The sequence below is a fragment of the Streptomyces sp. NPDC048751 genome (assembly GCF_043198595.1).
Classification (GTDB): Bacteria; Actinomycetota; Actinomycetes; order Streptomycetales; family Streptomycetaceae; genus Streptomyces.
The window spans coordinates 112,902-137,970 of record NZ_JBICUX010000011.1 but is presented as its reverse complement, the minus strand read 5'-3'; the positions used below and the strand labels follow the sequence as shown (position 1 = coordinate 137,970).

General features: G+C 71.0%; 18 protein-coding genes. 6 read left to right on the top strand and 12 right to left on the bottom strand.

Annotated elements, in window-relative coordinates; translation table 11 throughout:
• Nucleotides 1-1,266, top strand: a complete 1,266-nt coding sequence (locus tag ACGFNV_RS31550; protein WP_393627333.1) for an NAD(P)-binding domain-containing protein — start codon at nucleotides 1-3, stop codon at nucleotides 1,264-1,266.
• A gap of 183 nt (nucleotides 1,267-1,449) precedes the next feature.
• Here ACGFNV_RS31550 and ACGFNV_RS31545 read toward each other — a convergent pair whose 3' ends face one another.
• The 8 genes from ACGFNV_RS31545 to iolC form a co-directional block, all read right to left on the bottom strand.
• A complete protein-coding gene (locus ACGFNV_RS31545; RefSeq protein ID WP_393627087.1) occupies nucleotides 1,450-1,992 on the bottom strand; it encodes a chaplin in 543 nt (180 codons plus the stop codon).
• A 374-nt stretch (nucleotides 1,993-2,366) separates the two neighbouring features.
• A complete protein-coding gene (locus ACGFNV_RS31540; protein WP_393627086.1) occupies nucleotides 2,367-3,227 on the bottom strand; it encodes an ABC transporter permease in 861 nt (286 codons plus the stop codon).
• Entirely contained in the window at nucleotides 3,224-5,869 is a 2,646-nt protein-coding gene (locus ACGFNV_RS31535; protein WP_393627084.1) for an alpha/beta fold hydrolase, read from the bottom strand. The genes ACGFNV_RS31540 and ACGFNV_RS31535 overlap by 4 nt, the downstream gene beginning before the upstream one ends.
• Before the next feature lie 149 nt (nucleotides 5,870-6,018).
• Nucleotides 6,019-7,521, bottom strand: coding sequence for a CoA-acylating methylmalonate-semialdehyde dehydrogenase (gene mmsA / locus ACGFNV_RS31530; protein ID WP_393627082.1), 1,503 nt, complete (start codon nucleotides 7,519-7,521; stop codon nucleotides 6,019-6,021).
• A gap of 14 nt (nucleotides 7,522-7,535) precedes the next feature.
• Complete coding sequence (gene iolD, locus ACGFNV_RS31525; protein WP_393627080.1) at nucleotides 7,536-9,413, bottom strand: 3D-(3,5/4)-trihydroxycyclohexane-1,2-dione acylhydrolase (decyclizing); 1,878 nt, start codon at nucleotides 9,411-9,413, stop codon at nucleotides 7,536-7,538.
• Nucleotides 9,410-10,222, bottom strand: a complete 813-nt coding sequence (gene iolB / locus ACGFNV_RS31520; protein ID WP_393627079.1) for a 5-deoxy-glucuronate isomerase — start codon at nucleotides 10,220-10,222, stop codon at nucleotides 9,410-9,412. Before iolB ends, iolD begins: the two co-directional genes overlap by 4 nt.
• A 7-nt stretch (nucleotides 10,223-10,229) precedes the next feature.
• Nucleotides 10,230-11,120, bottom strand: coding sequence for a deoxyribose-phosphate aldolase (locus ACGFNV_RS31515; RefSeq protein ID WP_393627077.1), 891 nt, complete (start codon nucleotides 11,118-11,120; stop codon nucleotides 10,230-10,232).
• Nucleotides 11,117-12,067, bottom strand: a complete 951-nt coding sequence (gene iolC / locus ACGFNV_RS31510; protein ID WP_393627075.1) for a 5-dehydro-2-deoxygluconokinase — start codon at nucleotides 12,065-12,067, stop codon at nucleotides 11,117-11,119. Before iolC ends, ACGFNV_RS31515 begins: the two co-directional genes overlap by 4 nt.
• Nucleotides 12,068-12,215: 148 nt before the next feature.
• On the opposite strand from iolC, the gene ACGFNV_RS31505 reads away from it, so the two are divergent.
• Both ACGFNV_RS31505 and ACGFNV_RS31500 read left to right on the top strand, forming a co-directional pair.
• Nucleotides 12,216-13,142 (top strand): sugar phosphate isomerase/epimerase family protein, encoded by a 927-nt coding sequence (locus ACGFNV_RS31505; RefSeq protein ID WP_393627073.1) that lies wholly within the window; start codon nucleotides 12,216-12,218, stop codon nucleotides 13,140-13,142.
• Nucleotides 13,143-13,281: 139 nt separating this feature from the next.
• Nucleotides 13,282-13,482 carry a MerR family transcriptional regulator gene (locus ACGFNV_RS31500; RefSeq protein WP_133926156.1) on the top strand — a complete coding sequence of 67 codons (201 nt, stop codon included), beginning with the start codon at nucleotides 13,282-13,284 and terminating at the stop codon, nucleotides 13,480-13,482.
• Between the two features lie 17 nt (nucleotides 13,483-13,499).
• On the opposite strand, the gene ACGFNV_RS31495 is transcribed toward ACGFNV_RS31500, so the two are convergent.
• Both ACGFNV_RS31495 and ACGFNV_RS31490 read right to left on the bottom strand, forming a co-directional pair.
• Entirely contained in the window at nucleotides 13,500-14,543 is a 1,044-nt protein-coding gene (locus tag ACGFNV_RS31495) for a zinc-dependent alcohol dehydrogenase family protein (RefSeq protein ID WP_393627071.1), read from the bottom strand.
• A 259-nt stretch (nucleotides 14,544-14,802) separates the two neighbouring features.
• Nucleotides 14,803-17,043, bottom strand: a complete 2,241-nt coding sequence (locus tag ACGFNV_RS31490) for an MMPL family transporter (protein WP_393627069.1) — start codon at nucleotides 17,041-17,043, stop codon at nucleotides 14,803-14,805.
• Between the two features lie 205 nt (nucleotides 17,044-17,248).
• Between ACGFNV_RS31490 and ACGFNV_RS31485 the strand changes: the two genes are divergently transcribed.
• The 3 genes from ACGFNV_RS31485 (at nucleotide 17,249) to ACGFNV_RS31475 (ending at nucleotide 20,589) form a co-directional block, all read left to right on the top strand.
• Entirely contained in the window at nucleotides 17,249-17,902 is a 654-nt protein-coding gene (locus tag ACGFNV_RS31485; RefSeq protein ID WP_393627331.1) for a TetR family transcriptional regulator, read from the top strand.
• Nucleotides 17,903-17,998: 96 nt separating this feature from the next.
• Nucleotides 17,999-18,238, top strand: a complete 240-nt coding sequence (locus ACGFNV_RS31480) for a heavy-metal-associated domain-containing protein (RefSeq protein WP_133926153.1) — start codon at nucleotides 17,999-18,001, stop codon at nucleotides 18,236-18,238.
• A gap of 86 nt (nucleotides 18,239-18,324) precedes the next feature.
• Nucleotides 18,325-20,589 carry a heavy metal translocating P-type ATPase gene (locus tag ACGFNV_RS31475; RefSeq protein WP_393627066.1) on the top strand — a complete coding sequence of 755 codons (2,265 nt, stop codon included), beginning with the start codon at nucleotides 18,325-18,327 and terminating at the stop codon, nucleotides 20,587-20,589.
• 641 nt (nucleotides 20,590-21,230) lie between these two features.
• On the opposite strand, the gene ACGFNV_RS31470 is transcribed toward ACGFNV_RS31475, so the two are convergent.
• Both ACGFNV_RS31470 and ACGFNV_RS31465 read right to left on the bottom strand, forming a co-directional pair.
• Nucleotides 21,231-22,520: a citrate synthase gene (locus tag ACGFNV_RS31470; protein ID WP_393627064.1), complete on the bottom strand. Its 1,290-nt coding sequence runs from the start codon at nucleotides 22,518-22,520 to the stop codon at nucleotides 21,231-21,233.
• Between the two features lie 250 nt (nucleotides 22,521-22,770).
• Complete coding sequence (locus tag ACGFNV_RS31465; protein WP_393627062.1) at nucleotides 22,771-25,023, bottom strand: ATP-dependent RecD-like DNA helicase; 2,253 nt, start codon at nucleotides 25,021-25,023, stop codon at nucleotides 22,771-22,773.
• Nucleotides 25,024-25,069 lie beyond the last annotated feature (46 nt).

The following is a 25,069-nucleotide window of genomic DNA, read 5'->3' as shown; positions in this document are numbered from 1 at the left end:
ATGTACGACCTTCTGGTGGTGGGTGCAGGCCCGTACGGTCTGTCGATCGCCTCCCACGCCGCGGCCGCCGGGCTGAACATGCGCGTGTTCGGCCGGCCCATGGCGTGCTGGCGGGACAACATGCCCCGTGGCATGTTCCTGAAGTCGGAACCGTGGGCGTCCAACCTCTCCGACCCGGCCGGGCGTTGGCACCTGGGCGCCTACTGCGCGGAGCAGGGCCTGACCGCACGTCACGCGAAGCCGATTCCGGTCGAGGCGTTCGCGTCGTACGGCCTATGGTTCGCGCGGCACGCGGTACCGGGGGTGGACGAGCGCATGGTGACCCGGGTGGCGTCCGGCCCTGACGGGTTCGCCGTGGTCACCGAGGACGGGGAGGAGCTGCGCACGCGGGCGGTGGCGCTGGCGGTCGGGGTGATGCCGTTCGTCGAGGTGCCGTCGGCACTGCGCGGACTGCACCCCTCCCTGGTGACGCACAGCAGCCACCACAGCGAACTCGACCAGTTCCGCGGCAAGGACGTCACGGTCATCGGCGGTGGCCAGGCGGCCCTGGAGACCGCGGCGCTGCTCGCCGAACAGGGCACCCGCGTGCGGGTGCTGGCGCGAGCGGACCGGCTGGTGTGGAACGATGTGCCGCCGCCCTGGGAGCGCCCCGTGTGGCAGTCGGTCCGCTCCCCGCACAGCGGCCTCGGCCCCGGGTGGAAGAACTGGTTCTACTCCGAGCGCCCCAACCTCTTCCGGCGTCTGCCGGAGCCGACCCGGACGCGCATCGCGACCACGGCGCTGGGCCCTGCGGGCGCGTGGTGGGTGCGGGACCGGGTGGAAGGCGTGGTGGAGGTGCTGCCCGGTCACGAGGTCGCCGCGGCCAGTGCCGTGCCGGGCGGCCTACGGCTGGACACGGTGAGCCGTGAGGGCGCCCTGCACACCCTGGAGACCGAACACGTCATCGCCGCCACGGGGTTCCGGCCGCGCTGCGACCGGATCGGACTGCTCTCCGCCGAGCTGCGCGGGTCGCTGGCGGCCCTGCCCGACGGTTCCCCCGCGGTCGGGCGGGACTTCGAGTCCTCCCACCCGGGGCTGTTCCTCGCGGGTCTGGTGACCGCCGGGGGCTTCGGCCCGGCGATGCGCTTCGTCCACGGCGCGACCTTCACGGCGGCGACACTCGTCCGAGGCGTACGCCGTCGGCTCAGGACGACCCCGATGGGCGGAACGGTCCCCGTACCGGGAGGCAGCCGCCGGAACGAGTCGCCGGCGCCGGTACGCCCCTGACGGGGAACCGGGAGACGGACCAGGGCCGCTGACGGCGAGGAAGTCGTCGGCGGCCCGCCCGTGTGCGGCCGCCGGTGGCGGTCGTCACCGCCCGTCCGGCGCGGGCCGGGCAGGCGGTGACGACGACGGGATGCACCGCCCGCCCGGGGGCCGGGCCGGTTGCGTCCGGCCCCAAGGAGCAGGTCAGGAGTTGGCGCGGCCGCGGCGGTACATCATCGCCCCGCCCCCGATCAGCGCGGCACTGGCGGCCGAAGCCGCCCACAGGGCACCGTTGCCGGTCTCGGCCAGCTGGGGCGGCTCGACGGGCTGCTCGACGCTGGTCATGGGCGGCGCCTCGCTGCTCTTCGTGGGCGCGGGCTTGGGACGATGCGTCTCGCTGATGCGCGTGGGCGGCGGAGTGGGCTTGCTGGTGGGCGGAGGCGTCGGACTCGCGCTGGGCGACGGGGGCGTGTACTCCTCGACGCCGTAGTCACCGTAGCCGTACGAGGTGTTCTCGCAGGAGTTGCCGAGCGCGGCGTCGAACGCCGCGATCACGGCGACGCTATTGCCGCACGCGTTCACCGGCACCTCGATCGGCACCTGCACGGCGTTCCCGGACAGCACACCGGGAGAATCCTTGGCGACTGCCGACGCGTCCGTGTCGGCGAGGGCGGGGCTGCCGTACAGGGACAGAATGCCGGTGGCTGCGGCCGCCGCGAACACGCCCCTGCTCAGGGTCTTTCGCAAGGTGATTGCCTTCCTGCTCGAAGAATGGGGAAAACCCGCCCTGTTGACGGAGACAGACGTCCAGGGCCGGTCATGCCCAGGGCCAGGATGGCGCCCGTGACAAAAGCAATGCTCTTCTTCACGCGTCACCGTTGACGGCCCGGGCTGAGGAATCGGGGTCCGTTGTCGCTAGTCCACAGCAGACGCTGCGGGAGCGGCCGTCGCCGGCGTACTGACGAGGGGGGCGGTGGCCGCCGCTGCGGCTATGGCCTTCTTGTCCACGGCACGTTCCTTTCCCATGGCGTCGCTGCCGTCCTGCTTCAGCAAACCCGACGCATGGGAATTGGTTTCGCAGCTTCACCCGGTTGGACTGCGCCCCATCAGGAGAGATCCGGCTACGACACCACGTCCTTGCGGGCGAAACCCCGGAACGCCAGGGCGAACAGCACCAGCGCGTACGTCACGGAAATCGCGGTGCCCTGGATCATGCCCGACCACTCGGGATGCGGCTGGACGGCGTCGGCCCAGGCGAACTGCCAGTGCGCGGGCAGGAAGTCGCGCCACTGGTCGAGGGCCGTCACGGCGTCCAGGACGTTGCCGACGATGGTGAGGCCCACCGCGCCGCCGACCGCGCCGAGCGGTGCGTCGGTCTTCGTCGACAGCCAGAACGCGAGACCCGCGGTGACCAGTTGGGAGACGAAGATGTACGCCACGACCACCGCGAGGCGCTGGGCGGCCGTCCCGGTGTCCAGCGCGCCGCCGGTGGGGATCTCGAGCGGGCCCCAACCGTAGGCGGCCGTGCCGACGGCGAGCGCCGTCACGGGCAGCAGGATCATCGCGGCGAGGCTCAGGCCGAGTCCGACGACGAGCTTGGACCACAGCAGGCGGGCGCGCGGCACGGGCGCGGCCAGCAGATAGCGCAGGGAGGACCAGCCGGCCTCCGAGGCCACGGTGTCGCCGCAGAACAGGGCGACGGGGATGACGAGCAGGAAGCCCGCCGAGACGAACAGGTTGACCGCGGCGAAGTTGGCGCCGGACGCGGTCGCGGTGTCCATGAGGGTGATGCGGCCGTTGCCCCCGCCCGGGTCGCCGCCGATGGCGAAGGCGACGACCAGGACGAACGGCAGGGCGGCGAGGATCGCGCCCATGACCAGGGTGCGGCGCCGCTTCAGCTGGCGCAGCAGCTCGACCCGCAGGGGCAGGGTGTGGGCCGCGCGGTAGCCGGAGGCCACGTCGGCGACGGTGGGCGTGCTCATGCGGAACCTCCGATCAGGGTGAGGAAGGCGTCTTCCAGGCGGCGGTGGGGGCCCACCGACTCCACGGGCACCTCGAGCCGGACGAGTTCGGCGACCAGGCGCTGGGCGCTGCCGTCGGCGTCGAGCCGGACCAGGAGTCCGTCGTCGGTGCGGACGGCCGAGGCGACGCCGGGCAGCGCGGCGACCTTCTCGGTGAGGGGCTCCTCCACGGGCGTGGCGGTGCCGACGAGCAGGGTGTCGCCGGAGCCGACGATCTCACGCACCGGGCCGGCCTGCACGAGGCGGCCGCGGTCCATCACCACGAGGTGGGTGCAGGACTGCTCGACCTCCGCCAGCAGGTGGCTGGAGACGATCACCGTGCGGCCCGCGGCCGCGTAGCGGATCATCACCTCGCGCATCTCGCGGATCTGGGGCGGGTCCAGGCCGTTGGTCGGCTCGTCGAGGATGAGCAGGTCCGGCAGGCCCAGCATGGCCTGGGCTATGGCCAGTCGCTGGCGCATGCCCTGTGAGTACGTGCGCACCGCGCGGGCGAGCGCGTCGCCGAGGCCGGCGATCTCCAGGGCCTCGTCGAGGTGGGCGTCCTGCGCCGGCCGGCCGGTGGCCCGCCAGTACAGCTCCAGGTTCTCCCGGCCGGACAGGTGCGGCAGGAAGCCCGCGCCCTCGACGAAGGCGCCCACCCTGGACAGCACGGGCGCGCCGGGCCGGATGGCGTGGCCGAAGACGCGGATCTCACCGCCGTCGGGCCCGATCAGGCCCATCAGCATGCGCAGGGTCGTGGTCTTGCCGGCGCCGTTGGGGCCGAGCAGTCCGAGGACCTGGCCCTTCTCCACGCGGAAGGACAGGTCCCGCACCGCGTACCGGTCCGCCGAGCGGGCATACCGCTTGCTCAGGTCCGTTATCTGCAGCGGGACTTCGGCGAGCGCGGGGTCGGGGACGGGCGTGGCGGTGCGGCGGCGACCGGTCAGCAGCAGGGCGAGGGCGGCGACGGCGCCCGCGAGGGGCAGCCACCACACCCAGGCCGGGAGCGCGGCGGCCGCGGTGCTCACGCCGGGGGCGGTCGGGACGTTCAGGTCGCCCTTGAGGGAGACGGTGTACGTCGCCGGGGCGGCCGGGGAGGCGTAGCCGAGGTCGGTGGAAGCGAGGACCAGGCGGAGGCGGTGGCCCTTGTCGACCTCGTGGTCGATCGCCGGGAGCGTGATCGTCACGTCCTTGCCGGCCTTGGCGCCCTCGACGCGGACCGGTGCGACCAGCTGGGAGGGCAGCACCTGCTGGGCGCCGTCGGGGCCGACGTCGTAGACCTTGCCGAAGAGGACGGCGTCGTCGCTCGTCGACTTCACGTGGAGGGTGGCGGTCGGGGAGCCGGTGATGCGGAGGTCGTCGGTGACGGGCGCCGACTGGAAGGCCGCGAACTGGCCCGGGAAGTCGAGGGAGATGCCGACACCGAGGGACGACAGCTGGGAGAGGCCGCCGGCGCCGCCGAGGCCGGGCAGGCCGGAGACGGAGGGCGGGCCGGCGCCGGCCGGGTTGTCGAAGCGCTGCTCGCGGCCGGTGAGGGCGATGGACCGCTCGCCGCTCTCCAGGCCGGGGTAGGTGTCGTCGCTCGCGCCCCGCGTCTGGGCCTGGCCGTCGGTGGAGTCGACGCCTCCGGTGCGGGTGATGCGGAACGCCGGGCCGGTGTCGGCGCCCTTGTCGTCCTTGAGGTAACGGTCGAACCAGGCGGTGACGCGGGCCTGGACGCGGTCGGCCTCCATGTCGCCGCCGTCGTGTCCGCCCGCGATCCAGTCGACGTCGACGGGAGCTCCGTTGGCGCGGATCGCCTTCGCGGCCGCGTCGGCCTGGCCGAGCGGGAAGAGTGAGTCGGTCTGGCCCTGCATCAGCAGCGTGGGCACCTTGATGCGGTCGCCCACGGCGGACGGCGAGCGCTCCTCCAGCAGCTTGCGGGCGGCGGCGTCCGGGGTGCCGGACTCGGCGACCCGGTCGTACATCGCGCACAGCGCGGGCTCGAACCTCTGGCAGCCGCCGCCGTTGTTGAAGAAGATCCCGGCCCACAGCTTCTTGAACACGCCGTTCGGGAACAGCGCGTCGGCGAGGTTCCAGTACGTGATCGACGGGGCGATGGCGTCCACCCGGTCGTCGTACCCGGCGGCCAGCAGGGAGATCGCGCCGCCGTAGGAGCCGCCCGCCAGGCCCACGCGCGGGTCGCCCGCCTTGTCGAGGCGGACCTCGGGCTGCTTCGCCAGCCAGTCGATGAGCTTCGAGACGTCGGCGACCTCGGCCTTCGGGTCGTTGATCCCGATCTTCCCGGTCGACCGGCCGAAGCCGCGCGCCGACCACGTCAGGACCGCGTACCCGTCCCGGGCGAGGTCCTCTGCCTGCTTGCGGACGTCGTCCTTGTTGCCGCCGAAGCCGTGCCCCAGCATGACGGCGGGACGGCGGCCGTCGGCGCCGGAGGTGAAGTACGAGGTGTCGATGCGCACCCCGTTCACCGCCATGACCCGGTCGCTGCGGTGCACCGGCGGCGTCCCGTCGGAGGCGACGGCCGTCCAGGTCCCGGCACCGGCGAGGACGACGACGGCCGCCGCGGCGGCCAGTAGCCGCCGCGGCTTCCGCAGCCCTCGCAGGGCGGGCAGTCGAAGATCCATGCGTCAACGGTACGAGCCGCCATCGACAACGGATGCCGCCCCCGGTCTGAACACTTCGCCATCCCCCGGGGGGACGGGGGTGTCCCGGTGTACAGCAGCGGGAGTACGCCGCCCGATCCGGTGACCCCCGCCCTGCCCGCGGGTGCGCGTCAGTGGTTGCGCGGGAACCCGAGGTCGACGCCGGCGGGGGCGTCGGCCGGGTCGGGCCAGCGGGTGGTGACGACCTTGCCGCGGGTGTAGAAGTGCGTGCCGTCGTTGCCGTAGATGTGGTGGTCGCCGAAGAGCGAGTCCTTCCAGCCGCCGAAGCTGTGGTAGCCGACGGGGACCGGGATCGGGACGTTGACGCCGACCATGCCGGCCTCGACCTCCAGCTGGAAGCGGCGGGCCGCGCCGCCGTCCCGGGTGAAGATCGCGGTGCCGTTGCCGAACGGCGAGGCGTTGATGAGGGAGATGCCCTCCTCGTAGGTGTCGACGCGCAGCACGGTCAGCACCGGGCCGAAGATCTCGTCCTGGTACGCCTTCGCGGTGGTGGGCACCTTGTCGAGCAGCGAGATGCCGATCCAGTGGCCGTCCTCGAAGCCGTCCACCGTGAAGCCGGTGCCGTCGAGCACGACCTCGGCGCCCTCGGCCGCCGCGCCCTCGACGTAGGACGCCACCTTGTCGCGGTGGACCTTGGTGATGAGCGGGCCCATCTCGGAGGTCGGGTCGTTGCCGGGGCCGATCTTGATCTTCTCGGCGCGCTCGCGGATCTTCTCCACCAGCTCGTCGCCGATCGCGCCGACCGCCACCACGGCCGAGATGGCCATGCAGCGCTCGCCCGCCGAGCCGTAGGCGGCCGAGACCGCCGCGTCGGCCGCCGCGTCGAGGTCGGCGTCCGGCAGGACCAGCATGTGGTTCTTGGCGCCGCCCAGGGCCTGGACGCGCTTGCCGTTCGTGGAGGCGGTGGTGTGGATGTAGCGGGCGATCGGCGTCGAGCCGACGAACGACACCGCCTTGACGTCCGGGTGTTCCAGGAGGCGGTCGACGGCCACCTTGTCACCGTGGACGACGTTGAAGACACCGTCCGGCAGACCGGCTTCCGCGAGCAGTTCGGCGATCTTGATCGACGCCGACGGGTCCTTCTCGCTCGGCTTCAGCACGAACGTGTTGCCGGTCGCGATGGCGATGGGGAACATCCACATCGGCACCATGGCCGGGAAGTTGAACGGCGTGATGCCCGCGACGACACCGAGCGGCTGGCGGATCGAGGAGACGTCCACACGGCTGGCGACCTGCGTCGACAGCTCACCCTTCAGCTGCACGTTGATCCCGCACGCCAGCTCGACGATCTCCAGTCCGCGCGCGACCTCACCGAGCGCGTCGCTGTGCACCTTGCCGTGCTCGGCGGTGATCAGCTCGGCGATCGCGTCCCGGTTGGCGTCCAGCAGGGCACGGAACTTGAAGAGGATGGACGTGCGCTGGGCCAGCGAGGACTGGCCCCAGGTGGAGAAGGCGTCCTTCGCGGCGGCGACGGCGGCGTCCACCTCGTCGACCGTGGCGAACGCGACCTTCGTGGTGACCGCGCCGGTCGCCGGGTCGGTGACCGGCCCGAACGTACCCGACGCGCCTTCGACGGTCTTGCCGCCGATCCAGTGGTTGACGATCTTCGTCATGACCGAGTGCTCCTTCACAGATGGCGGCGTCGGGTAGAGACGTGCCGTTCGTACAGCTCACGGGCCTTCACCGCCGACGCTCGGGTCGCGGTTTCGGCCACAGGTACATCCCACCAGGCCTGCGCCGGAGGCGCGCCCGACACTGTGTCTGCCGTTTGGGTCTCGACGTAGACACAAGTGGGAGTGTCGGCGTCGCGCGCCTCCGCCAGGGCGGCGCGCAGCTCGCGGACGGTCTTGGCGCGCAGCACGCGCATGCCGAGGCTGGCCGCGTTGGCGGCGAGGTCGACGGGCAGGGGCGCCCCCGTGTACGTACCGTCCTCCGAGGTGTAGCGGTACGCGGTGCCGAACCGCTCGCCGCCCACCGTCTCCGACAGGCCGCCGATGGAGGCGTAGCCGTGGTTCTGCACGAGCAGGAGCTTGATCGCGATCCCCTCCTGCACGGCCGTGACGATCTCCGTCGGCATCATCAGGTACGTGCCGTCGCCGACCAGCGCCCACACGGGCCGGTCGGGGGCGGCCATCTTCACGCCGATCGCCGCCGGGATCTCGTAACCCATGCAGGAGTAGCCGTACTCCAGGTGGTACTGGTCGCGGGAGCGGGCCCGCCACAGCTTGTGCAGGTCGCCGGGGAGCGAGCCGGCCGCGTTGATGATCACGTCCGTCTCGTCGACGATCGCGTCCAACGCGCCCAGCACCTGTGGCTGCGTCGGGCGCACGTCGGGCTCCTCGGCCTCGTAGCAGGCGTCGACGCGCTGCTCCCAGGTCTCCTTGTCGAGGGTGTACTCGCCGACGTACGAGTCGGCGACGCGGTGGCCGTGCATCTGGAGGGCCTCGGTGAGCTCCTGGAGGCCGCTGCGGGCGTCCGCGACCAGGGGCAGGCCGCCGAGCTTGTGGCCGTCGTAGGGGGCGATGTTGAGGTTGAGGAAGCGCACCTCGGGCTTCTCGAACAGCGTCCCGGAGGCGGTCGTGAAGTCGGTGTAGCGCGTGCCGACGCCGATCACGAGGTCCGCCAGGCGGGCGAGTTCGTCGGCCGTGGCGGTGCCGGTGTGGCCGATGCCGCCGACGTCCTGGGGATGGTCGTGGCGCAGGGAGCCCTTGCCGGCCTGCGTGGAGGCGACCGGGATGCCGGTGGCCTCGGCGAACTCGGCGAGGGCCTCCTCGGCACGGCTGTGGTGGACACCGCCGCCCGCGATCAGCAGCGGCCGCTTCGCCGAGCGGATCGCGCGGACCGCCTCGGCATGTTCTGTCGGGTCGACGCCGGGGCGTCGTACGACCCAGGTGCGCTCGGCGAAGAACTCGTCGGGCCAGTCGTACGCCTCCGCCTGGACGTCCTGCGGGAGGGCGAGGGTGACCGCGCCCGTCTCCACCGGGTCGGTGAGCACCCGCATCGCCTGGAGGGCCGCCGGGATCAGGGCCTCCGGGCGGGTGACGCGGTCGAAGTACTTCGACACGGGGCGCAGGGTGTCGTTGACCGACACGTCGCCCGCGTACGGCACTTCGAGCTGCTGGAGGACCGGGTCGGCGGGGCGGGTGGCGAAGGTGTCGCCGGGGAGGAGCAGCACCGGGAGGTGGTTGATCGTGGCGAGGGCGGCACCCGTGACCAGGTTCGTCGCGCCCGGGCCGATCGACGTCGTCACCGCGTGGGTGGAGAGGCGGTTGGACTGGCGGGCGTAGCCGACGGCCGCGTGCACCATGGACTGCTCGTTGCGGCCCTGGTGGTACGGCATGTCGTCGGAGTACTCGATGAGCGCCTGGCCGAGGCCCGCCACGTTGCCGTGGCCGAAGATGCCCCAGGTGGCGCTGATCAGCCGCTGCCGTACGTCGTCGCGCTCCGTGTACTGGGCGGCGAGGAAACGAACCAGCGCTTGCGCGACGGTCAGCCGGGTCGTCATCGGTAACCCTCCGTGTGGTCCGGGTGGAAGCAGATCCGCCACTCCCGCGTCTCGCCGGGCCCGGCCATGACGTTCAGGTAGTACATGGCGTGGCCGGGCTGGGCGATGGACGGGCCGTGCCATCCGTCGGGGACGAGTACGGCGTCGCCGGAACGGACCTCGGCGAGGACGTCCGATCCGCCCTCCCGGGAGGGGGACACGCGCTGGTAGCCGAAACCGTTCGGGCCGTCGATCTCGAAGTAGTAGATCTCCTCCAGCTCCGCCTCCACGCCCGGCCGGTGCTCGTCGTGCTTGTGCGGCGGGTACGAGGACCAGTTGCCGCCGGGTGTGATGACCTCGACGGCGATGAGCTTGTCGCAGTCGAAGGCGTCGGCGGAGGCGAAGTTGCGCACCAGACGGGCGCAGGTGCCGCTGCCGCGCTCTTCGACGGGGACCTCCGGCGCGGGGCCGTAGCGGGCGGGGAGTCGTCGCTCGCACTTCGCTCCTGCCAGGGCGAAGCGGCCTCCCGCGCCGGAGGCGATCTGGGCCCGGGCGTCACGGGGCACGTACGCGAAGTCGGAGACCGACGCGAACACGCTTTCCCTGCCCAGGAGTTGGAATTCTTCATCCCCTGTTTGCACGGTACAACCGCCTTGCAGCGGAAGCACGATCCACTCACTGTCACCGGTGGTGAAGGTGTGCGTACCGCCCGGCTCCAGCTCGACGATCCGCAGGCTGCTGTGCGCCCACCCGGCCCGCTTGGGGTCGATGTCGAGGACGTGGTTCGCGTCCGCGGTGCTCCCGCGCGCGATGTACAGGTCGTTGCTCATGCTGCCCTCACAACAGTCCTACGGCGGTGTCCACGGCGGCGGCCACGTTCCCGTCCGCCGGGTAGAGCAGCGAGCGCCCGACCACCAGGCCCCGCACGGTGGGCAGCTGAAGCGCGCCGCGCCACTTCTCGTACGCCCCGTCCTGGTCCTCAGCGGTGCCGCCGACCTCACCGCCCAGCAGCACGGCGGGCAGCGTGGACGTCTCCATGACCTCGGCCATGTCGTCGGGGTTGTCGGTGACCGGGACCTTCAGCCAGGTGTAGGCGGAACTTCCGCCCAGGCCCGAGGCGATGGCGATGGACTTGGTGACGGCCTCGGCGGACAGGTCGTTCCTGAGGCGGCCCTCGGGGGTGCGGCGGCTGATGAACGGCTCGACGAAGAGGGGGAGCCGGCGCGCGGCCATGTCGTCGATCGCGCGGGCCGTGGTCTCCAGCGTGGTGAGGGAGCCCGGGTCGTCGTAGTCGATCCGCAGCAGCAGCTTGCCCGCGTCGAAGCCGAGCCGCTCGATGTCCTCGGCGCGGTGGCCGGTGAAGCGGTCGTCGAGCTCGAAGACGGCGCCCTGGAGGCCGCCGCGGTTCATCGAGCCCATGACGACCTTGCCGTCGAGGGCGCCGAGCAGCAGCAGGTCGTCGAGGATGTCGGCGGTCGCGAGGACGCCGTCGACGCCGGGGCGGGACAGCGCCAGGCAGAGGCGCCGCAGCAGGTCGGCGCGGTTGGCCATGGCGAGCTTGCGGTCGCCGATGCCCAGGGCGCCGCGGGCCGGGTGGTCGGCGGCGACGATCATCAGGCGGCCGTTGTCGCCCAGCAGCGGCCGACGGGGGCGTCGGGCCGCCGCCTCGGCGATCGCCTCGGGGCGGTGGGCGCGCAGGCGGACGAGTTCGGAGACGTCGACGGTCACAGGACCGCCCCCGCGGTGAGCGCGGCCGCCACCTCGTCGGGGGTCGGCATGGCGGACGAGCACTCCAGGCGGGAGGCGACGATGGCGCCGGCCGCGTTGGCGTGCCGCATGATCCGCTCCAGGTCCCAGCCCTCCAGCAGACCGTGGCAGAGGGAGCCGCCGAAGGCGTCGCCGGCGCCGAGTCCGTTGAGGACGTTCACCGGCAGCGGCGGAACCTCGGCGGACTCGCCCTTGCTGTTGACGGCCAGGACGCCCTTGGGGCCCTGCTTGACCACGGCGAGTTCGACACCGGCGTCCAGCAGCGCCTGCGCGGCGGCCCGGGGTTCGCGCACCCCGGTGGCGACCTCCACCTCGTCGAGGTTGCCGACGGCCACGGTGGTGTGCTTCAGGGCCTCGGCGTAGAAGGGGCGGGCGGCGTCGGGCTCGGACCAGAACATGGGACGCCAGTCGAGGTCGAACACCGTCGTGCCGGCCTTCGCGCGGTGGGCGAGCGCCGCCAGCGTCGCCGTACGGCTCGGTTCCTCGCTCAGGCCGGTGCCGGTGACCCAGAAGATCCGGGTCTCGCGGATGGCGTCGAGGTCGAGCTCGTGGGCGTCGATCTCCAGGTCGGGCGCCTTGGGCTTGCGGTAGAAGTACAGCGGGAAGTCGTCCGGCGGGAAGACCTCGCAGAAGGTGACCGGGGTCGGCAGTCCGGCGACCGGGGTGACCCAGCGGTCGTCGACGCCGAAGCCGCGCAGCGCCTCGTGGAGGTAGGTGCCGAAGGGGTCGTCGCCGGTGCGGGTGATCACCGCGGTGGACCGGCCGAGCCGGGCCGCGGCGACCGCCACGTTGCTCGCCGAGCCGCCCAGGAACTTCCCGAAGGTCGTGACCTGCGGGAGTGGCACGCCCGTCTGCAGCGGATAGAGGTCCACTCCGATCCGCCCCATGGTGATCAGGTCGTACGCCATCGACTTCCCTTCGTCCCGCCCGGCCGGTGCGCCTCGGTATCGGCTCTCCACGGCTTTGTAGTCCGGCGCGGTACGCCCTGTCAATCCTTTGTCCAGACATTCGGACCAGCCCTTGACACCCCTCTCGTGAGACCGCACTCTGGCGGCCATGACGTCGTTGTCACCTCAGTCCTCAGTTTCCGGCCTTTCCCGTATCCGCGTCGGATCCGCCCCCGACAGCTGGGGTGTCTGGTTCCCGGACGACCCCGCCCAGGTGCCCTGGCAGCGCTTCCTCGACGAGGTCGCGCAGTCCGGCTACGAGTGGATCGAGCTGGGCCCCTACGGCTATCTGCCGACCGATCCCGCCGTCCTCACCGAGGAGACGGCCAGGCGTGGCCTGAAGGTGTCGGCCGGCACGGTCTTCACCGGGCTGCACCACGGCGAGGCCGTCTGGGAGAAGACCTGGGCGCACGTCGCGGACAACGCGGTCCTCGCGCAGGCGATGGGCGCCAAGCACCTCGTCGTCATCCCGTCCTTCTGGCGGGACGACAAGACCGGCGAGGTGCTGGAGCCGGACACGCTGACGCCCGAGCAGTGGCGCAATCTCACTTCGCTGACCGAGCGGCTGGGCAAGGAGGTGCGGGAGCGGTACGGGCTGCGGATCGTCGTCCATCCGCACGCCGACACCCACATCGACAGCGAGGAGAACGTCGTCCGGTTCCTGGACGGCACGGACTCCGACCTGGTGTCGCTCTGTCTCGACACCGGGCACTACGCCTACTGCGGCGGCGACAGCGTCAAGCTCATCGAGACCTACGGTGAGCGCATCGGCTACCTGCACCTCAAGCAGGTCGACCCGGAGATCCTGGCGGACGTGCGGGCCAACCAGGTGCCGTTCGGGCCGGCCGTCGCGCGGGGCGTGATGTGTGAGCCGCCGGCGGGGGTGCCGGAGTTGGGGCCGGTGCTGGAGGCCGCGGCGAAGCTGGATGTCGATCTGTTCGCGATCGTCGAGCAGGACATGTATCCGTGCGAGCCGGACAGGCCGTTGCCGATCGCGCAGCGGACCCGGGCGTTTCTGAGGTCGTGCGGGGCGTAGCCCTCCGGGGGTTCCGCCGACGTCACGTACGTCACAAAAGTCCGGTTTCTGTCACATACCGTCCACAGGCCCTCCCCTCTCCTCACCCCCTGTCGTTCAACGGTGCACAGGCTTGCTGATCAGCAGGGAGGTGCACCTCATGACCGACCGAAGGCTGTGGTCGTACAAGGAGATCGCGGCGCACATCAAGGTGCAGCCGGACACCGTGCGGTCGTACCGCAAGCACGGGCTGTTGCCGCCGCCCGATCATGTGGAGAACGGCAAGCCCTATTGGTACGCCGACACCGTCCGCGCCTGGGTGGCGTCCCGGCCGGGCAACCGGGGGCGCAGACAGGACTGACGCCCTCGGGCGTGCCCTCAGCTCCACGGTTCGATGACCGTGACCCCTGTCCCCGGTGCCGTGCCCATCGCCGCCAGTGCGGCGGGTACCGCGGGCAGGGGGATGGAGGACGTGACCAGGAGGTCGGGGCGCAGGACGCCGGAGCGGACGAGTTCCAGCATGGCCGGGTAGGTGTGGGCGGCCATGCCGTGGCTGCCGAGGAGTTCCAGTTCCAGGGCGATCGCGCGGGCCATGGGGACGGGGGTCAGGCCGTCGGGTGAGGGGAGGAGACCGACCTGGACGTGGCGGCCTCGGCGGCGCAGGCCGTTCACCGAGGCGGCGCAGGTGGTGGGGGCGCCGAGGGCGTCCAGGGAGAGGTGGGCGCCGCCGCCGGTCAGGTCGCGGACCGCCTGTGCGGTGTCCGGGGTGGTCGTCGCGTCGACGCACTCCGCCGCGCCGAACCGGCGTGCCAGGTCCAGGGCTCGGGGTGAGACGTCCACCGCGATGACCCTCGCGCCCGATGCCGCCGCGATCATCACCGCCGAGAGACCGACACCGCCACAGCCGTGGACGGCCACCCACTCCCCCGCCGCCACCCGGCCCTGCTGCACGACCGCGCGGAACGCCGTGGCGAACCGGCAGCCGAGCGAGGCGGCGGTGGCGTAGGACAGGTCGTCGGGGATCGCCACCAGGTTCACGTCGGCATGGTCGAGCGCCACGTACTGGGCGAAGGAGCCCCAGTGGGTGAAACCGGGCTGGGTCTGGCGTTCGCACACCTGCTGGTCTCCCGCCGCGCATGCCCCGCAGCCGCCGCAGGCGCAGACGAAGGGGACGGTCACGCGGTCGCCGGGGTGCCACCCGGTGACCCGGTCGCCGACCACCTCCACGACACCGGCGAGTTCGTGGCCGGGAACGTGCGGGAGGGTGATGTCCGGGTCGTGGCCCATCCAGCCGTGCCAGTCGCTGCGGCACAGGCCGGTCGCCTCGACACGGACCACGACACCGTGCTCCGCGGGCCGGGGGTCGGCCACGTCCCGTACCTCGGCCGGTTCCCCGTACCGCTCGAACACCACAGCCCGCATGCGCCCGTCCTCCACTCCCCGCTTGACGTCGGTTCCTCCGGTCGGCCGGAGATCGCCGCTTCCGGCGGAACGTTAGGGCCTGTCCGGCGGATCATGCCGCAGACGCGGGGCCTGGCACGCCCATCTGCCGCGTTGTCGTCGGTCGCCGACGCGCCGCGTCGACTCCCTCCTCCGCCTTGCAGCTGGACACCCCAGGCCCCGCTCACCTGCGCTGATGGGTCGCCGTGGGTTTCCTGCGACCTGCTCCGCCGGACAGGCCCTAGCCGTGTGCCGTGACCTTGTCCCGGGCCGGGGTGGCGTCCGTGGACGGTATGGACTCGCCCTCGCTGAGGCCGAAGCGGGAGTGGAAGCGGCGCAGGGGGGCCGGGGCCCACCAGGTGGCGCGGCCGGTGAGCCGCATGATCGCGGGGACGAGAAGGCTGCGGACGACCATGGCGTCCATGAGGACGGCCAGGGCGATACCGAGGCCGAGCATCTTGGTGTTGGTCACGCGTGAGGTGCCGATGGCGACCATGACGACCGCCAGGATGACCGCGGCCGCGGTGATCAGGCCGCCCGTGCGCTGGAGGCCGAGGCGGACCGCGCGGGCGTGGTCGCCGGTGTGGTCGTACTCCTCCTTGATGCGGGAGAGCAGGAACACGCCGTAGTCCATGGAGAGGCCGAAGGCGACGCAGAACATGATGACGGGCAGGGTCGTCTCTATGGAGCCGGTGCTGGTGAAGCCGAGCAGGCCGGAGAGATGGCCGTCCTGGAAGACCCAGACCACCGCGCCGAACATCGCGGTCAGGCTGAGCGCGTTCAGGATCACCGCCTGGATCGGTATGAGCACACTGCCGGTCAGCAGGAAGACCAGCAGCAGCGTGACGATCGCGATGAAGGCGGCGGCCCAGGGCAGTTGGCCGCCTATGGCGTGCTTGGAGTCGACGAGGACGGCCGCGGCCCCGGTCACCTTGGTGTCGAAGGGGGCCTTCGTCTCGCGCAGGTCGCCCACCAGGCGCTGCGCCGCGTCGTCGACGGACTCGCCCTTGGGCAGCACGGTGAAGTACGCCGCGTCGCCCTTCACCAGGGGGCCGTCGACGCGCACCACCTCGGGAAGGGCGGCGACCCGCTTCTTGTAGGCGGCGTACTGCGCCGGTGTGGCCTTGCCCTCGGCGAGCACTTCGAGTCCGCCGCCGGGGCTGCCCGGGAAGCCGTCCCTGATGTGCTGCTGGACGGTGTGGGACTCGGCGGAGGAGGGCAGCTGGCGGTCGTCCGCGGTGCCGAACTTCACACCCAGGAACGGCAGTCCGAGGACGATCAGGGCGGCGGTGGTGGCCACCGCGAAGAACGGGGCGCGGCGCATGACCAGGTTCGCCGCACGCGCCCAGGCGGTGCCCTCCGTGCCCTGCGTGTCCGCGGTGGCGTCGGTGTCACCGGTGTCGCCGGGCTTCGGCTTGCCGCGGCGCGGCAGGCGGCGCAGGTCGAGGGAGTTGACCCGGTCGCCGAGCAGCATCAGCGCCGCGGGGAGCAGGATCAGGGCGGCTCCGGCGGCCAGCAGGACGACCGCGGTGCCGGCGTAGGCGAAGGACCGCAGGAAGTACTGCGGGAAGACGAGCATCGCCGCCAGGGAGACGGCGACCGTGAGCGCGGAGAACAGGACCGTGCGGCCGGCCGTGCGCAGGGTGGTGGCCACGGCGGCCCGGGTGTCGGCGCCGGTGGCGAGTTCCTCGCGGAAGCGGCGGACGATGAACAGGGCGTAGTCGATGGCGAGACCCAGGCCCAGGGCGGTGGTGAGGTTCATCGCGAAGATCGAGACGTCGGTGAACTCCGCGAGACCGCTCAGCACCGCGTTGGTCCCGAGGATGGCGACGATGCCTACGGCGAGCGGGAGCAGGGCCGCGATCGCGCTGCCGAAGACCATCACCAGGAGCACCAGCGTGATCGGGAGCGCGATCATCTCGGCGCGGGTGAGGTCCTCCTGGATGATCGTCTGCATCTCGTGCCGCACGGCGACGATGCCGCCGACCTTGACGTCCACCGGTCCCCGCGTGCCGCGGTACTGCGGCGCGATGCGGTCCAGGGTCTCGCCCATGGTCTTCTCGTCACCGGTGATGCGGGCGGCGATCAGCGCCTCGTGGCCGTCCTGGGCGCGCAGGGCAGGTGCCTTGGACTGCCAGTAGGAACCGACGCCCGTGACGCCCTTCTCCCCCGACAGGCGCGCGGTGAGGCGGTCGGCCTCCGCGGCGACCGCCGGATCGTCCACCGAGGCGCCGCCCGCGTCGAGCAGCAGCAGGAGGTTGGGCTGGGAGTCGGGGAACTCGCGCTCCAGCGCCTTGGTGGCGTACGTCGACTCCGCGTCGGGGTCCTCCCAGCCGCCGCTGCCCAGCCGGTCGGCGACGCCGCTGCCGGCCAGCACGGCGAGCACGGTGAGCACCAGGGCCGCGAGCAGCGACAACCGGGGGCGGGCGGTCACGAGGCGCGTCCAGCCTCCGACGCGGGGCGGCCTGTTGACTTCGGTCATTGTGCGGTGTCCCCTTCACCTGATCCGTGCTCCCGTGCGCCCCCGCGGGCAGGCGGCATGGATCCGCCGTTGCCATAGACTGGCAAACACGAGAGATCGCTCGCGTTTCTCCAGAATGCGAGCGTCCACTCGTATTTGTCAATCACGTTCGGAGATCTGGGGATAACGCGTGTCCGACAACGTGTCCGACAACAAGGCCGGCGACGTGTCCGACGGTCAGGAGAAGACACAGCCGCGCCGCAGACAGGCGCGCGGCGAGCGCCGGATCGCCCAGCTGCTCGAGGCCGCCGCGACCGTCTTCACCACCACCGGCTACACGGCGGCCAGCACCAACGCCATCGCCCGCGAGGCGGGCGTCTCACCCGGCACGCTGTACCAGTTCTTCCCGAACAAGGAAGCGATCGCCATCGAGCTCGGCGACCGCCTCATGCACGAGATGCGGGACACGTACGGCGAGGCACTCGCCCCGGTCGATCCCGCGACCCCTCTGGAGGAGGCGGTCGGGGCGGCCGTCGACCGCTTCATCGCCTTCAACTGCGAACACCCCGTTTTCTTCGCGCTGATGCACGGCCCCGACATCCCCGGCCGGATCACCGAGGAGCACGACGCCCTGCACGCGACCCTGCTCGCCCGCATAGAGGGCCTCCTCTCGTCGTTCCTGCCCGACGCACCCCGGGCCGACCTCGTCCGCACCGCGAACATGTGTCTCGGGCTGTACAAGGCGGGCCTGGAACTGGCACTGGGGCACGAGGGCGCCGAACGCGAGGCGTACGTCCAGGAGCTGAAGAACGCACTGATCCGCTACCTGGGCCCGCTGGTCGGCGACCGCTTGGGCCGCGCGGCACGGACGCGCCCCTGACTTCTTGGAGAAATACCCCCTAGGGGTATAACGTGAGGAGCGCGAGCCCCCTCGTGGGCCTCGTCGGCCCCATATGCCCCGATGAGGAGTAACGACATGACCGCCCAGACCGACACCCAGGGAACCGTCACCACCGTCTACAAGGTGAGCGGAATGAGCTGCGGCCACTGCGAGGGCGCGGTCTCCGGCGAGATCTCCGAGCTTCCCGGTGTCAGCTCGGTGAAGGCCGTCGCCTCCACCGGTGAGGTCACCGTCGTCTCCGCCGCGCCGCTCGAGGAGGCCGCCGTGCGTGCCGCGGTCGACGAGGCCGGCTTCGAACTCGTCGGACAGGCCTGAGAAATCTCGCTCTCTGCCCCGTCCGGACCGTGCCGACCAGCTGATACTGGTTCCGCACGATCCGGTCCGTCGCCTGGAGTCCGGACATGACCAGCACCACCACCACGGTCCCCACAGCCGCCCCGGCCGCCGAGGTCGAGCTGCACATCGGCGGGATGACCTGCGCCTCCTGCGCGGCCCGCGTCGAGAAGAAGCTCAACCGCATGGAGGGCGTCACCGCCACGGTGAACTACGCGACGGAGAAGGCGAAGGTCAGCTACCCGCCGGGAACCGAGGTCGCCGACCTGATCGCGACGGTGGTGAAGACGGGGTACACGGCCGAGGAACCCGAACCGCCGCGCGAGGAAGCCCCGGCAGGAGACCAGGGCCACACCGCGGGCCACGACGAGGATCCCGAACTGTGGGCCCTGCGCCGGCGCCTCGCGGTGTCCGCCCTGCTGTCCCTCCCGGTCGTCGTGCTGGCGATGGTCCCCGCGCTCCAGTTCGACAACTGGCAGTGGCTCTCCCTCACCCTCGCCGCGCCCGTCGTCGTCTGGGGCGGCCTGCCCTTCCACAAGGCCGCCTGGACGAACGCCCGGCACGCCGCCGCGACCATGGACACCCTCGTGTCCATCGGCACGCTGGCGGCCTTCCTGTGGTCCCTGTGGGCCCTGTTCTTCGGCGACGCGGGCATGCCCGGCATGCGGCACGGCTTCGACCTCACCGTCTCCCGTACGGACGCCTCCTCGACCCTCTACCTCGAAGTCGCCGCCGGAGTCACCGCCTTCATCCTGCTGGGCCGCTACCTGGAGGCCCGCTCCAAGCGGCACGCGGGCGCGGCGCTGCGGGCGCTGATGGAGCTCGGGGCGAAGGACGTGGCCGTGCTGCGGGACGGGCGCGAGGTGCGGATCCCGGTGAGCCGGCTGGCCGTCGGGGACCGTTTCGTCGTACGGCCCGGCGAGAAGATCGCCACCGACGGCACCGTCACGGAGGGGATCTCCGCCGTCGACGCCTCCATGCTGACCGGCGAGTCGGTGCCGGTGGACGTGACGGTCGGCTCCGCCGTCACCGGCGCGACCGTGAACGCCGGCGGGCGTCTCGTCGTCGAGGCCACCCGGGTCGGCGCCGACACCCAGCTCGCGCGGATGGCGCAGCTGGTCGAGGACGCGCAGAACGGCAAGGCCGAGGTGCAGCGGCTCGCCGACCGGATCTCCGCGGTCTTCGTGCCGGTGGTGCTGCTGATCACCGCCGCCACCTTCGGCGCCTGGCTCGGCCTCACCCACGACACGGTCGCCGCCTTCACCGCCGCCGTCGCCGTACTGATCATCGCCTGCCCGTGCGCCCTCGGGCTGGCCACACCGACCGCCCTGATGGTCGGCACCGGACGCGGCGCCCAGCTCGGCATCCTCATCAAGGGCCCCGAGGTCCTGGAGTCCACGCGTCGCGTCGACACCGTCGTCCTCGACAAGACCGGCACGGTGACGACCGGCCGTATGACCCTCCAGGAGGTGTACGTGGCCGAGGGCGCCGACGAGAAGCAGGTGCTGCGGCTCGCGGGCGCCCTGGAGCACGCCTCCGAGCACCCCGTCGCCCGGGCGGTGGCCACCGGCGCCGAGGAGCGCGCGGGAACGCTGCCGGGCGCCGAGCACTTCGAGAACGTGCCCGGGCGGGGCGTACGCGGCCGCGTGGAGGGCCACGAGGTGGCCGTGGGACGGCTCGCCGAGTACACCGACGCGCTCCCCGGGGAGCTGGCCCGCGCGAGGGACGAGGCCGAGCGGCGCGGCCGTACCGCCGTCGTGGTCGGCTGGGACGGAGAAGCCCGCGGAGTCCTCGCGGTCGCCGACGCCGTCAAGGAGACCAGCGCCGAGGCGGTCCGCGAGCTGCGCGCGCTCGGGCTCACCCCGGTGCTGCTGACCGGCGACAACCGAACGGTGGCCGAGACCGTGGCGGAGGCCGTGGGGATCGAGCGGGTGGTGGCCGAGGTACTGCCCGAGGACAAGGTCGACGTCGTACGGCGGCTGCAGGACGAGGGGCGGACCGTGGCCATGGTCGGCGACGGCGTCAACGACGCGGCCGCGCTCGCCACCGCCGACCTGGGGCTCGCGATGGGGACCGGGACGGACGCGGCGATCGAGGCGAGCGATCTGACGCTGGTGCGCGGGGACCTTCGGGTGGCCGCGGACGCGATCCGGCTCTCGCGGCGGACGCTTTCCACGATCAAGGGCAACCTCGTGTGGGCCTTCGGATACAACGTGGCCGCGCTGCCGCTGGCCGCGGCGGGACTGCTGAACCCGATGATCGCGGGGGCGGCGATGGCGTTCTCTTCGGTGTTCGTGGTGACGAACAGTCTCCGTCTGCGTACGTTTCGTTGAGCCATACCCAGCGTTACCTGCGGTTACCCCCGCGTTTCGGGCAGCCGGGGGCCTCAGCCCCCTGGAGTCCGGCGCGAGCCTCACATAAGCTCTTCACAAGGCTCGCGCATCATCCTTACGCTGGGGTCTCGATTTTCATACCGAGCCTCTTGCGCATCTAACGGGACAAATGCAAGAGACGCAGATCACAGTGATGTGAACGTAACCATCGAAGGGGTTCGAAGGTCTAAGTTGGCGATGTCAGGAAGCGTCTTGGGGGGCGCCGACTGGCATCTGGGGATGTCTTGGGGGACTTCCTCAGAGATGCGTTGCCGGGACACGTACACCGGGAAGCTTTGAGCGGCCCTCCCTGCGTGCGCTGTCCCGGCAGACCGCACACCGAGCAGTACGGCGAGTTTTGCTCGTTCTGCTCAAACAGCGATTCAGGCGCTGGTCTCATAGACGCCCGGCCGGATCCCGTGGGGGGAATCCGCACCGGGACATGGGAAGGCGCCCTGGACGTCGGCCCGTGGGGGGACCGACGCCAGGGCGCTTTCTGTTCTCCGCGCACATGAAGCATGTCTGCGCGCGCATGCCCACGGCATCGAGCACGAGGAGGCCCCGCACCCGACAGTCGGGTACGGGGCCTGGAAAAGATGCGCTCAGCGCTGCTCGACCGGCACGAAGTCGCGTTCCACCACACCCGTGTAGATCTGGCGCGGGCGGCCGATGCGGGAGCCGGGCTCCTTGATCATCTCGTGCCACTGGGCGATCCAGCCCGGGAGGCGGCCGAGGGCGAAGAGGACCGTGAACATCTCGGTCGGGAAGCCCATGGCGCGGTAGATCAGGCCGGTGTAGAAGTCGACGTTGGGGTAGAGGCTGCGCGAGACGAAGTAGTCGTCGGAGAGCGCGTGCTCCTCCAGCTTCAGGGCGATGTCCAGCAGCTCGTCGGACTTGCCGAGGGCCGAGAGGACGTCGTGCGCGGCGGCCTTGATGATCTTGGCGCGCGGGTCGAAGTTCTTGTAGACCCGGTGGCCGAAGCCCATCAGGCGGACACCGTCCTCCTTGTTCTTCACCTTGCGGATGAAGGAGTCGACGTCGCCGCCACTGGCCTGGATGCCCTCGAGCATCTCCAGCACCGACTGGTTGGCACCACCGTGCAGCGGGCCCCACAGGGCGGAGATGCCGGCGGAGATCGAGGCGAACATGTTCGCCTGCGAGGAACCGACCAGGCGGACCGTCGAGGTCGAACAGTTCTGCTCGTGGTCCGCGTGCAGGATGAGCAGCTTGTCCAGGGCGGACACGACGACCGGGTCGAGCTCGTAGTCCTGCGCCGGGACCGAGAAGGTCATACGGAGGAAGTTCTCGACGTAACCGAGGTCGTTGCGCGGGTAGACGAACGGGTGACCGATCGACTTCTTGTACGCGTACGCGGCGATCGTCGGAAGCTTGGCGAGCAGACGGATCGTCGAGAGGTTGCGCTGCTTCTCGTCGAACGGGTTGTGGCTGTCCTGGTAGAACGTGGACAGCGCGGAGACGACCGAGGAAAGCATGGCCATCGGGTGGGCGTCGCGGGGGAAGCCCTTATAGAAGTTCTTGACGTCCTCGTGCAGCAGCGTGTGCTGTGTGATGTCGTTCTGGAAGGACGAGAGCTCGTCGACCGTCGGCAGCTCGCCGTTGATCAACAGGTAGGCGACCTCCAGGAAGGTGGAGCGCTCCGCCAACTGCTCGATCGGGTAGCCGCGGTACCGGAGGATGCCGGCCTCGCCGTCGAGGTAGGTGATGGCGGATTTATAGGCGGCGGTGTTGCCGTAGCCGCTGTCCAGGGTGACCAGACCGGTCTGGGCGCGGAGCTTCCCGATGTCGAAGCCCTTGTCGCCGACGGTGCTGTCGATCACCGGGTAGGTGTACTCGCCATCGCCGTACCGCACTACTACAGAGTTGTCGCTCACGTCATCCCTCACCGACGTTGTGCCTCTTCTTCGAGGTTGCCCTGACTGTCTCTACCATCCCCCATTTGGCGCAGGAGAGTGCACTCGGGGTCGGCCATTGGGCTTATCGGCGGCACTCAGTGCCGCCAACCCGCTCATCCTGCCCCCTCCGTTCCCCAACCGGAAGTGCTCTGTGACCTTCGTGACTCATTTGATCGATCATTTTTTGTGATCCTCACCCTTGCCGTCACCGGGCGCAGGTGGCAAGGGGTCAGGCGCCGGAAAGTCTGAAGTCGAGTGCCGTGCAGCGCCGTCCCGCCGACACCGTGCGCACGGCCTGCCCGATCGCCTTGCGCGAACCGACCAGGACGACCAGCTTCTTCGCCCGGGTGACCGCCGTGTAGAGCAGGTTCCGCTGAAGCATCATCCAGGCGCCCGTGGTGACGGGGATCACCACGGCGGGATATTCACTTCCCTGCGACCGGTGAATGGTCACCGCGTACGCGTGGGCCAGCTCGTCCAGTTCGTCGAATTCGTACGGAACCTCCTCGTCCTCGTCCGTCAGCACCGTCAGGCGCTGTTCGACCGGGTCGAGCGAGGTGACCACGCCCACGGTGCCGTTGAAGACACCGTTGGTGCCCTTCTCGTAATTGTTGCGAATCTGCGTGACCTTGTCGCCGACGCGGAAGACCCGCCCGCCGAACCGCTTCTCCGCCAGGTCGGGCCGGCCGGGCGTGATGGCCTGCTGGAGCAGGCCATTGAGGGTGCCGGCGCCGGCGGGACCCCGGTGCATGGGGGCCAGGACCTGTACGTCCCGGCGCGGGTCGAGGCCGAACTTGGCCGGAATGCGACGAGCGGCCACGTCGACCGTGAGCCGGCCGGCCTCCTCGGTGTCGTCCTCGACGAAGAGGAAGAAGTCCTTCATGCCGTCCGTGACCGGGTGCTGCCCGGAGTTGATCCGGTGGGCGTTGGTCACCACGCCCGACTGCTGGGCCTGGCGGAACACGCGGGTCAGGCGCACGGCGGGAATCGGGCTGTCGTCGGCCAGCAGGTCGCGCAGGACCTCGCCGGCGCCGACGCTGGGCAGCTGGTCGACGTCCCCGACGAAGAGCAGATGGGCGCCCGGCGGGACGGCCTTGACCAGCTTGTTGGCGAGGAGCAGGTCCAGCATGGACGCCTCGTCGACCACCACCAGGTCGGCGTCCAGCGGGCGGTCCTTGTCGTAGGCCGCGTCACCGCCCGGCTTGAGCTCCAGCAGCCGGTGGACGGTGGACGCCTCGGCGCCGGTGAGCTCGGCGAGGCGCTTGGCGGCCCGGCCGGTGGGGGCGGCGAGCAGCACCTTGGCCTTCTTGGCGCGGGCCAGCTCCACGATCGAGCGGACCGTGAAGGACTTGCCGCAGCCGGGGCCACCGGTGAGGACGGCGACCTTCTCGGTGAGGGCGAGCCGGACGGCGGCCTCCTGCTCGGGCGCGAGGTCGGCGCCCGTACGTCCCTTCAGCCAGGTCAGCGCCTTGTCCCAGGCCACCTGCCCAAAGCCCGGCATCCGGTCCTCCCCGGTGCGCAGCAGGCGCAACAGCTGGGCGGAGAGGGAGAGTTCGGCGCGGTGGAAGGGGACGAGGTAGATGGCGGTGACCGGGGTGCCGTCGTCCGGGCCCGGCACCTTCTCCCGTACGACACCGGGGTCGCCGCCGTCCTCGGGGACCTGCGCCAGCTCGGCGAGGCACTCGATGACAAGGCCGGTGTCGACCTGGAGCAGTTTGACGGCGTCCGCGATCAGCCGCTCCTCGGGCAGGAAGCAGTGGCCCTGGTCGGCGGACTGCGACAGCGCGTACTGCAGGCCCGCTTTGACGCGCTCCGGGCTGTCGTGCGGGATGCCGACGGACTGGGCGATCTTGTCGGCGGTGAGGAAGCCGATGCCCCAGACGTCGGAGGCCAGGCGGTACGGCTGGTTCTTCACCACGGAGATCGAGGCGTCGCCGTACTTCTTGTAGATGCGCACGGCGATGGACGTGGACACCTCGACGGTCTGGAGGAAGAGCATGACCTCCTTGATCGCCTTCTGTTCCTCCCAGGCGTCGGCGATCTTCTTCGTGCGCTTGGGGCCGAGCCCGGGGACCTCGATGAGCCGCTTCGGCTCCTCCTCGATGATGGTCAGGGTGTCCAGGCCGAAGTGCTGGGTGATGCGGTCGGCGAAGACCGGGCCGATGCCCTTGACCAGGCCCGAGCCGAGGTAGCGCCGGATGCCCTGGACGGTGGCCGGGAGGACCGTCGTGTAGTTCTCCACGTGAAATTGTTTTCCGTACTGCGCGTGCGAGCCCCAGCGGCCCTCCATGCGCAGGGACTCACCGACCTGGGCGCCGAGCAGCGCGCCGACGACCGTGAGCAGGTCGCCGCCGCCCCTGCCGGTGTCGACACGGGCGACCGTGTAGCCGTTCTCCTCGTTGGCGTACGTGATCCGCTCCAGGACGCCTTCGAGCACGGCCAGTCGCGGCTCGCCCGTGGAGCCCCCCGCCTGATTGGACATGATCCGACGGTACCGCCCGGCACCGACAGTCCCGGGCCGCCGCCCG

Excerpts from the sequence above, each read along its gene's own strand:
- ACGFNV_RS31550 (WP_393627333.1), top strand. The coding sequence starts at position 1 with ATGTACGACCTTCTGGTGGTGGGTGCAGGCCCGTACGGTCTGTCGATC.
- ACGFNV_RS31540 (WP_393627086.1), bottom strand. The coding sequence starts at position 3,227 with ATGAGCACGCCCACCGTCGCCGACGTGGCCTCCGGCTACCGCGCGGCC.
- ACGFNV_RS31535 (WP_393627084.1), bottom strand. The coding sequence starts at position 5,869 with ATGGATCTTCGACTGCCCGCCCTGCGAGGGCTGCGGAAGCCGCGGCGG.
- mmsA (WP_393627082.1), bottom strand. The coding sequence starts at position 7,521 with ATGACGAAGATCGTCAACCACTGGATCGGCGGCAAGACCGTCGAAGGC.
- iolD (WP_393627080.1), bottom strand. The coding sequence starts at position 9,413 with ATGACGACCCGGCTGACCGTCGCGCAAGCGCTGGTTCGTTTCCTCGCC.
- iolB (WP_393627079.1), bottom strand. The coding sequence starts at position 10,222 with ATGAGCAACGACCTGTACATCGCGCGCGGGAGCACCGCGGACGCGAAC.
- iolC (WP_393627075.1), bottom strand. The coding sequence starts at position 12,067 with ATGGCGTACGACCTGATCACCATGGGGCGGATCGGAGTGGACCTCTAT.
- ACGFNV_RS31505 (WP_393627073.1), top strand. The coding sequence starts at position 12,216 with ATGACGTCGTTGTCACCTCAGTCCTCAGTTTCCGGCCTTTCCCGTATC.
- ACGFNV_RS31500 (WP_133926156.1), top strand. The coding sequence starts at position 13,282 with ATGACCGACCGAAGGCTGTGGTCGTACAAGGAGATCGCGGCGCACATC.
- ACGFNV_RS31495 (WP_393627071.1), bottom strand. The coding sequence starts at position 14,543 with ATGCGGGCTGTGGTGTTCGAGCGGTACGGGGAACCGGCCGAGGTACGG.
- ACGFNV_RS31490 (WP_393627069.1), bottom strand. The coding sequence starts at position 17,043 with ATGACCGAAGTCAACAGGCCGCCCCGCGTCGGAGGCTGGACGCGCCTC.
- ACGFNV_RS31480 (WP_133926153.1), top strand. The coding sequence starts at position 17,999 with ATGACCGCCCAGACCGACACCCAGGGAACCGTCACCACCGTCTACAAG.
- ACGFNV_RS31475 (WP_393627066.1), top strand. The coding sequence starts at position 18,325 with ATGACCAGCACCACCACCACGGTCCCCACAGCCGCCCCGGCCGCCGAG.
- ACGFNV_RS31465 (WP_393627062.1), bottom strand. The coding sequence starts at position 25,023 with ATGTCCAATCAGGCGGGGGGCTCCACGGGCGAGCCGCGACTGGCCGTG.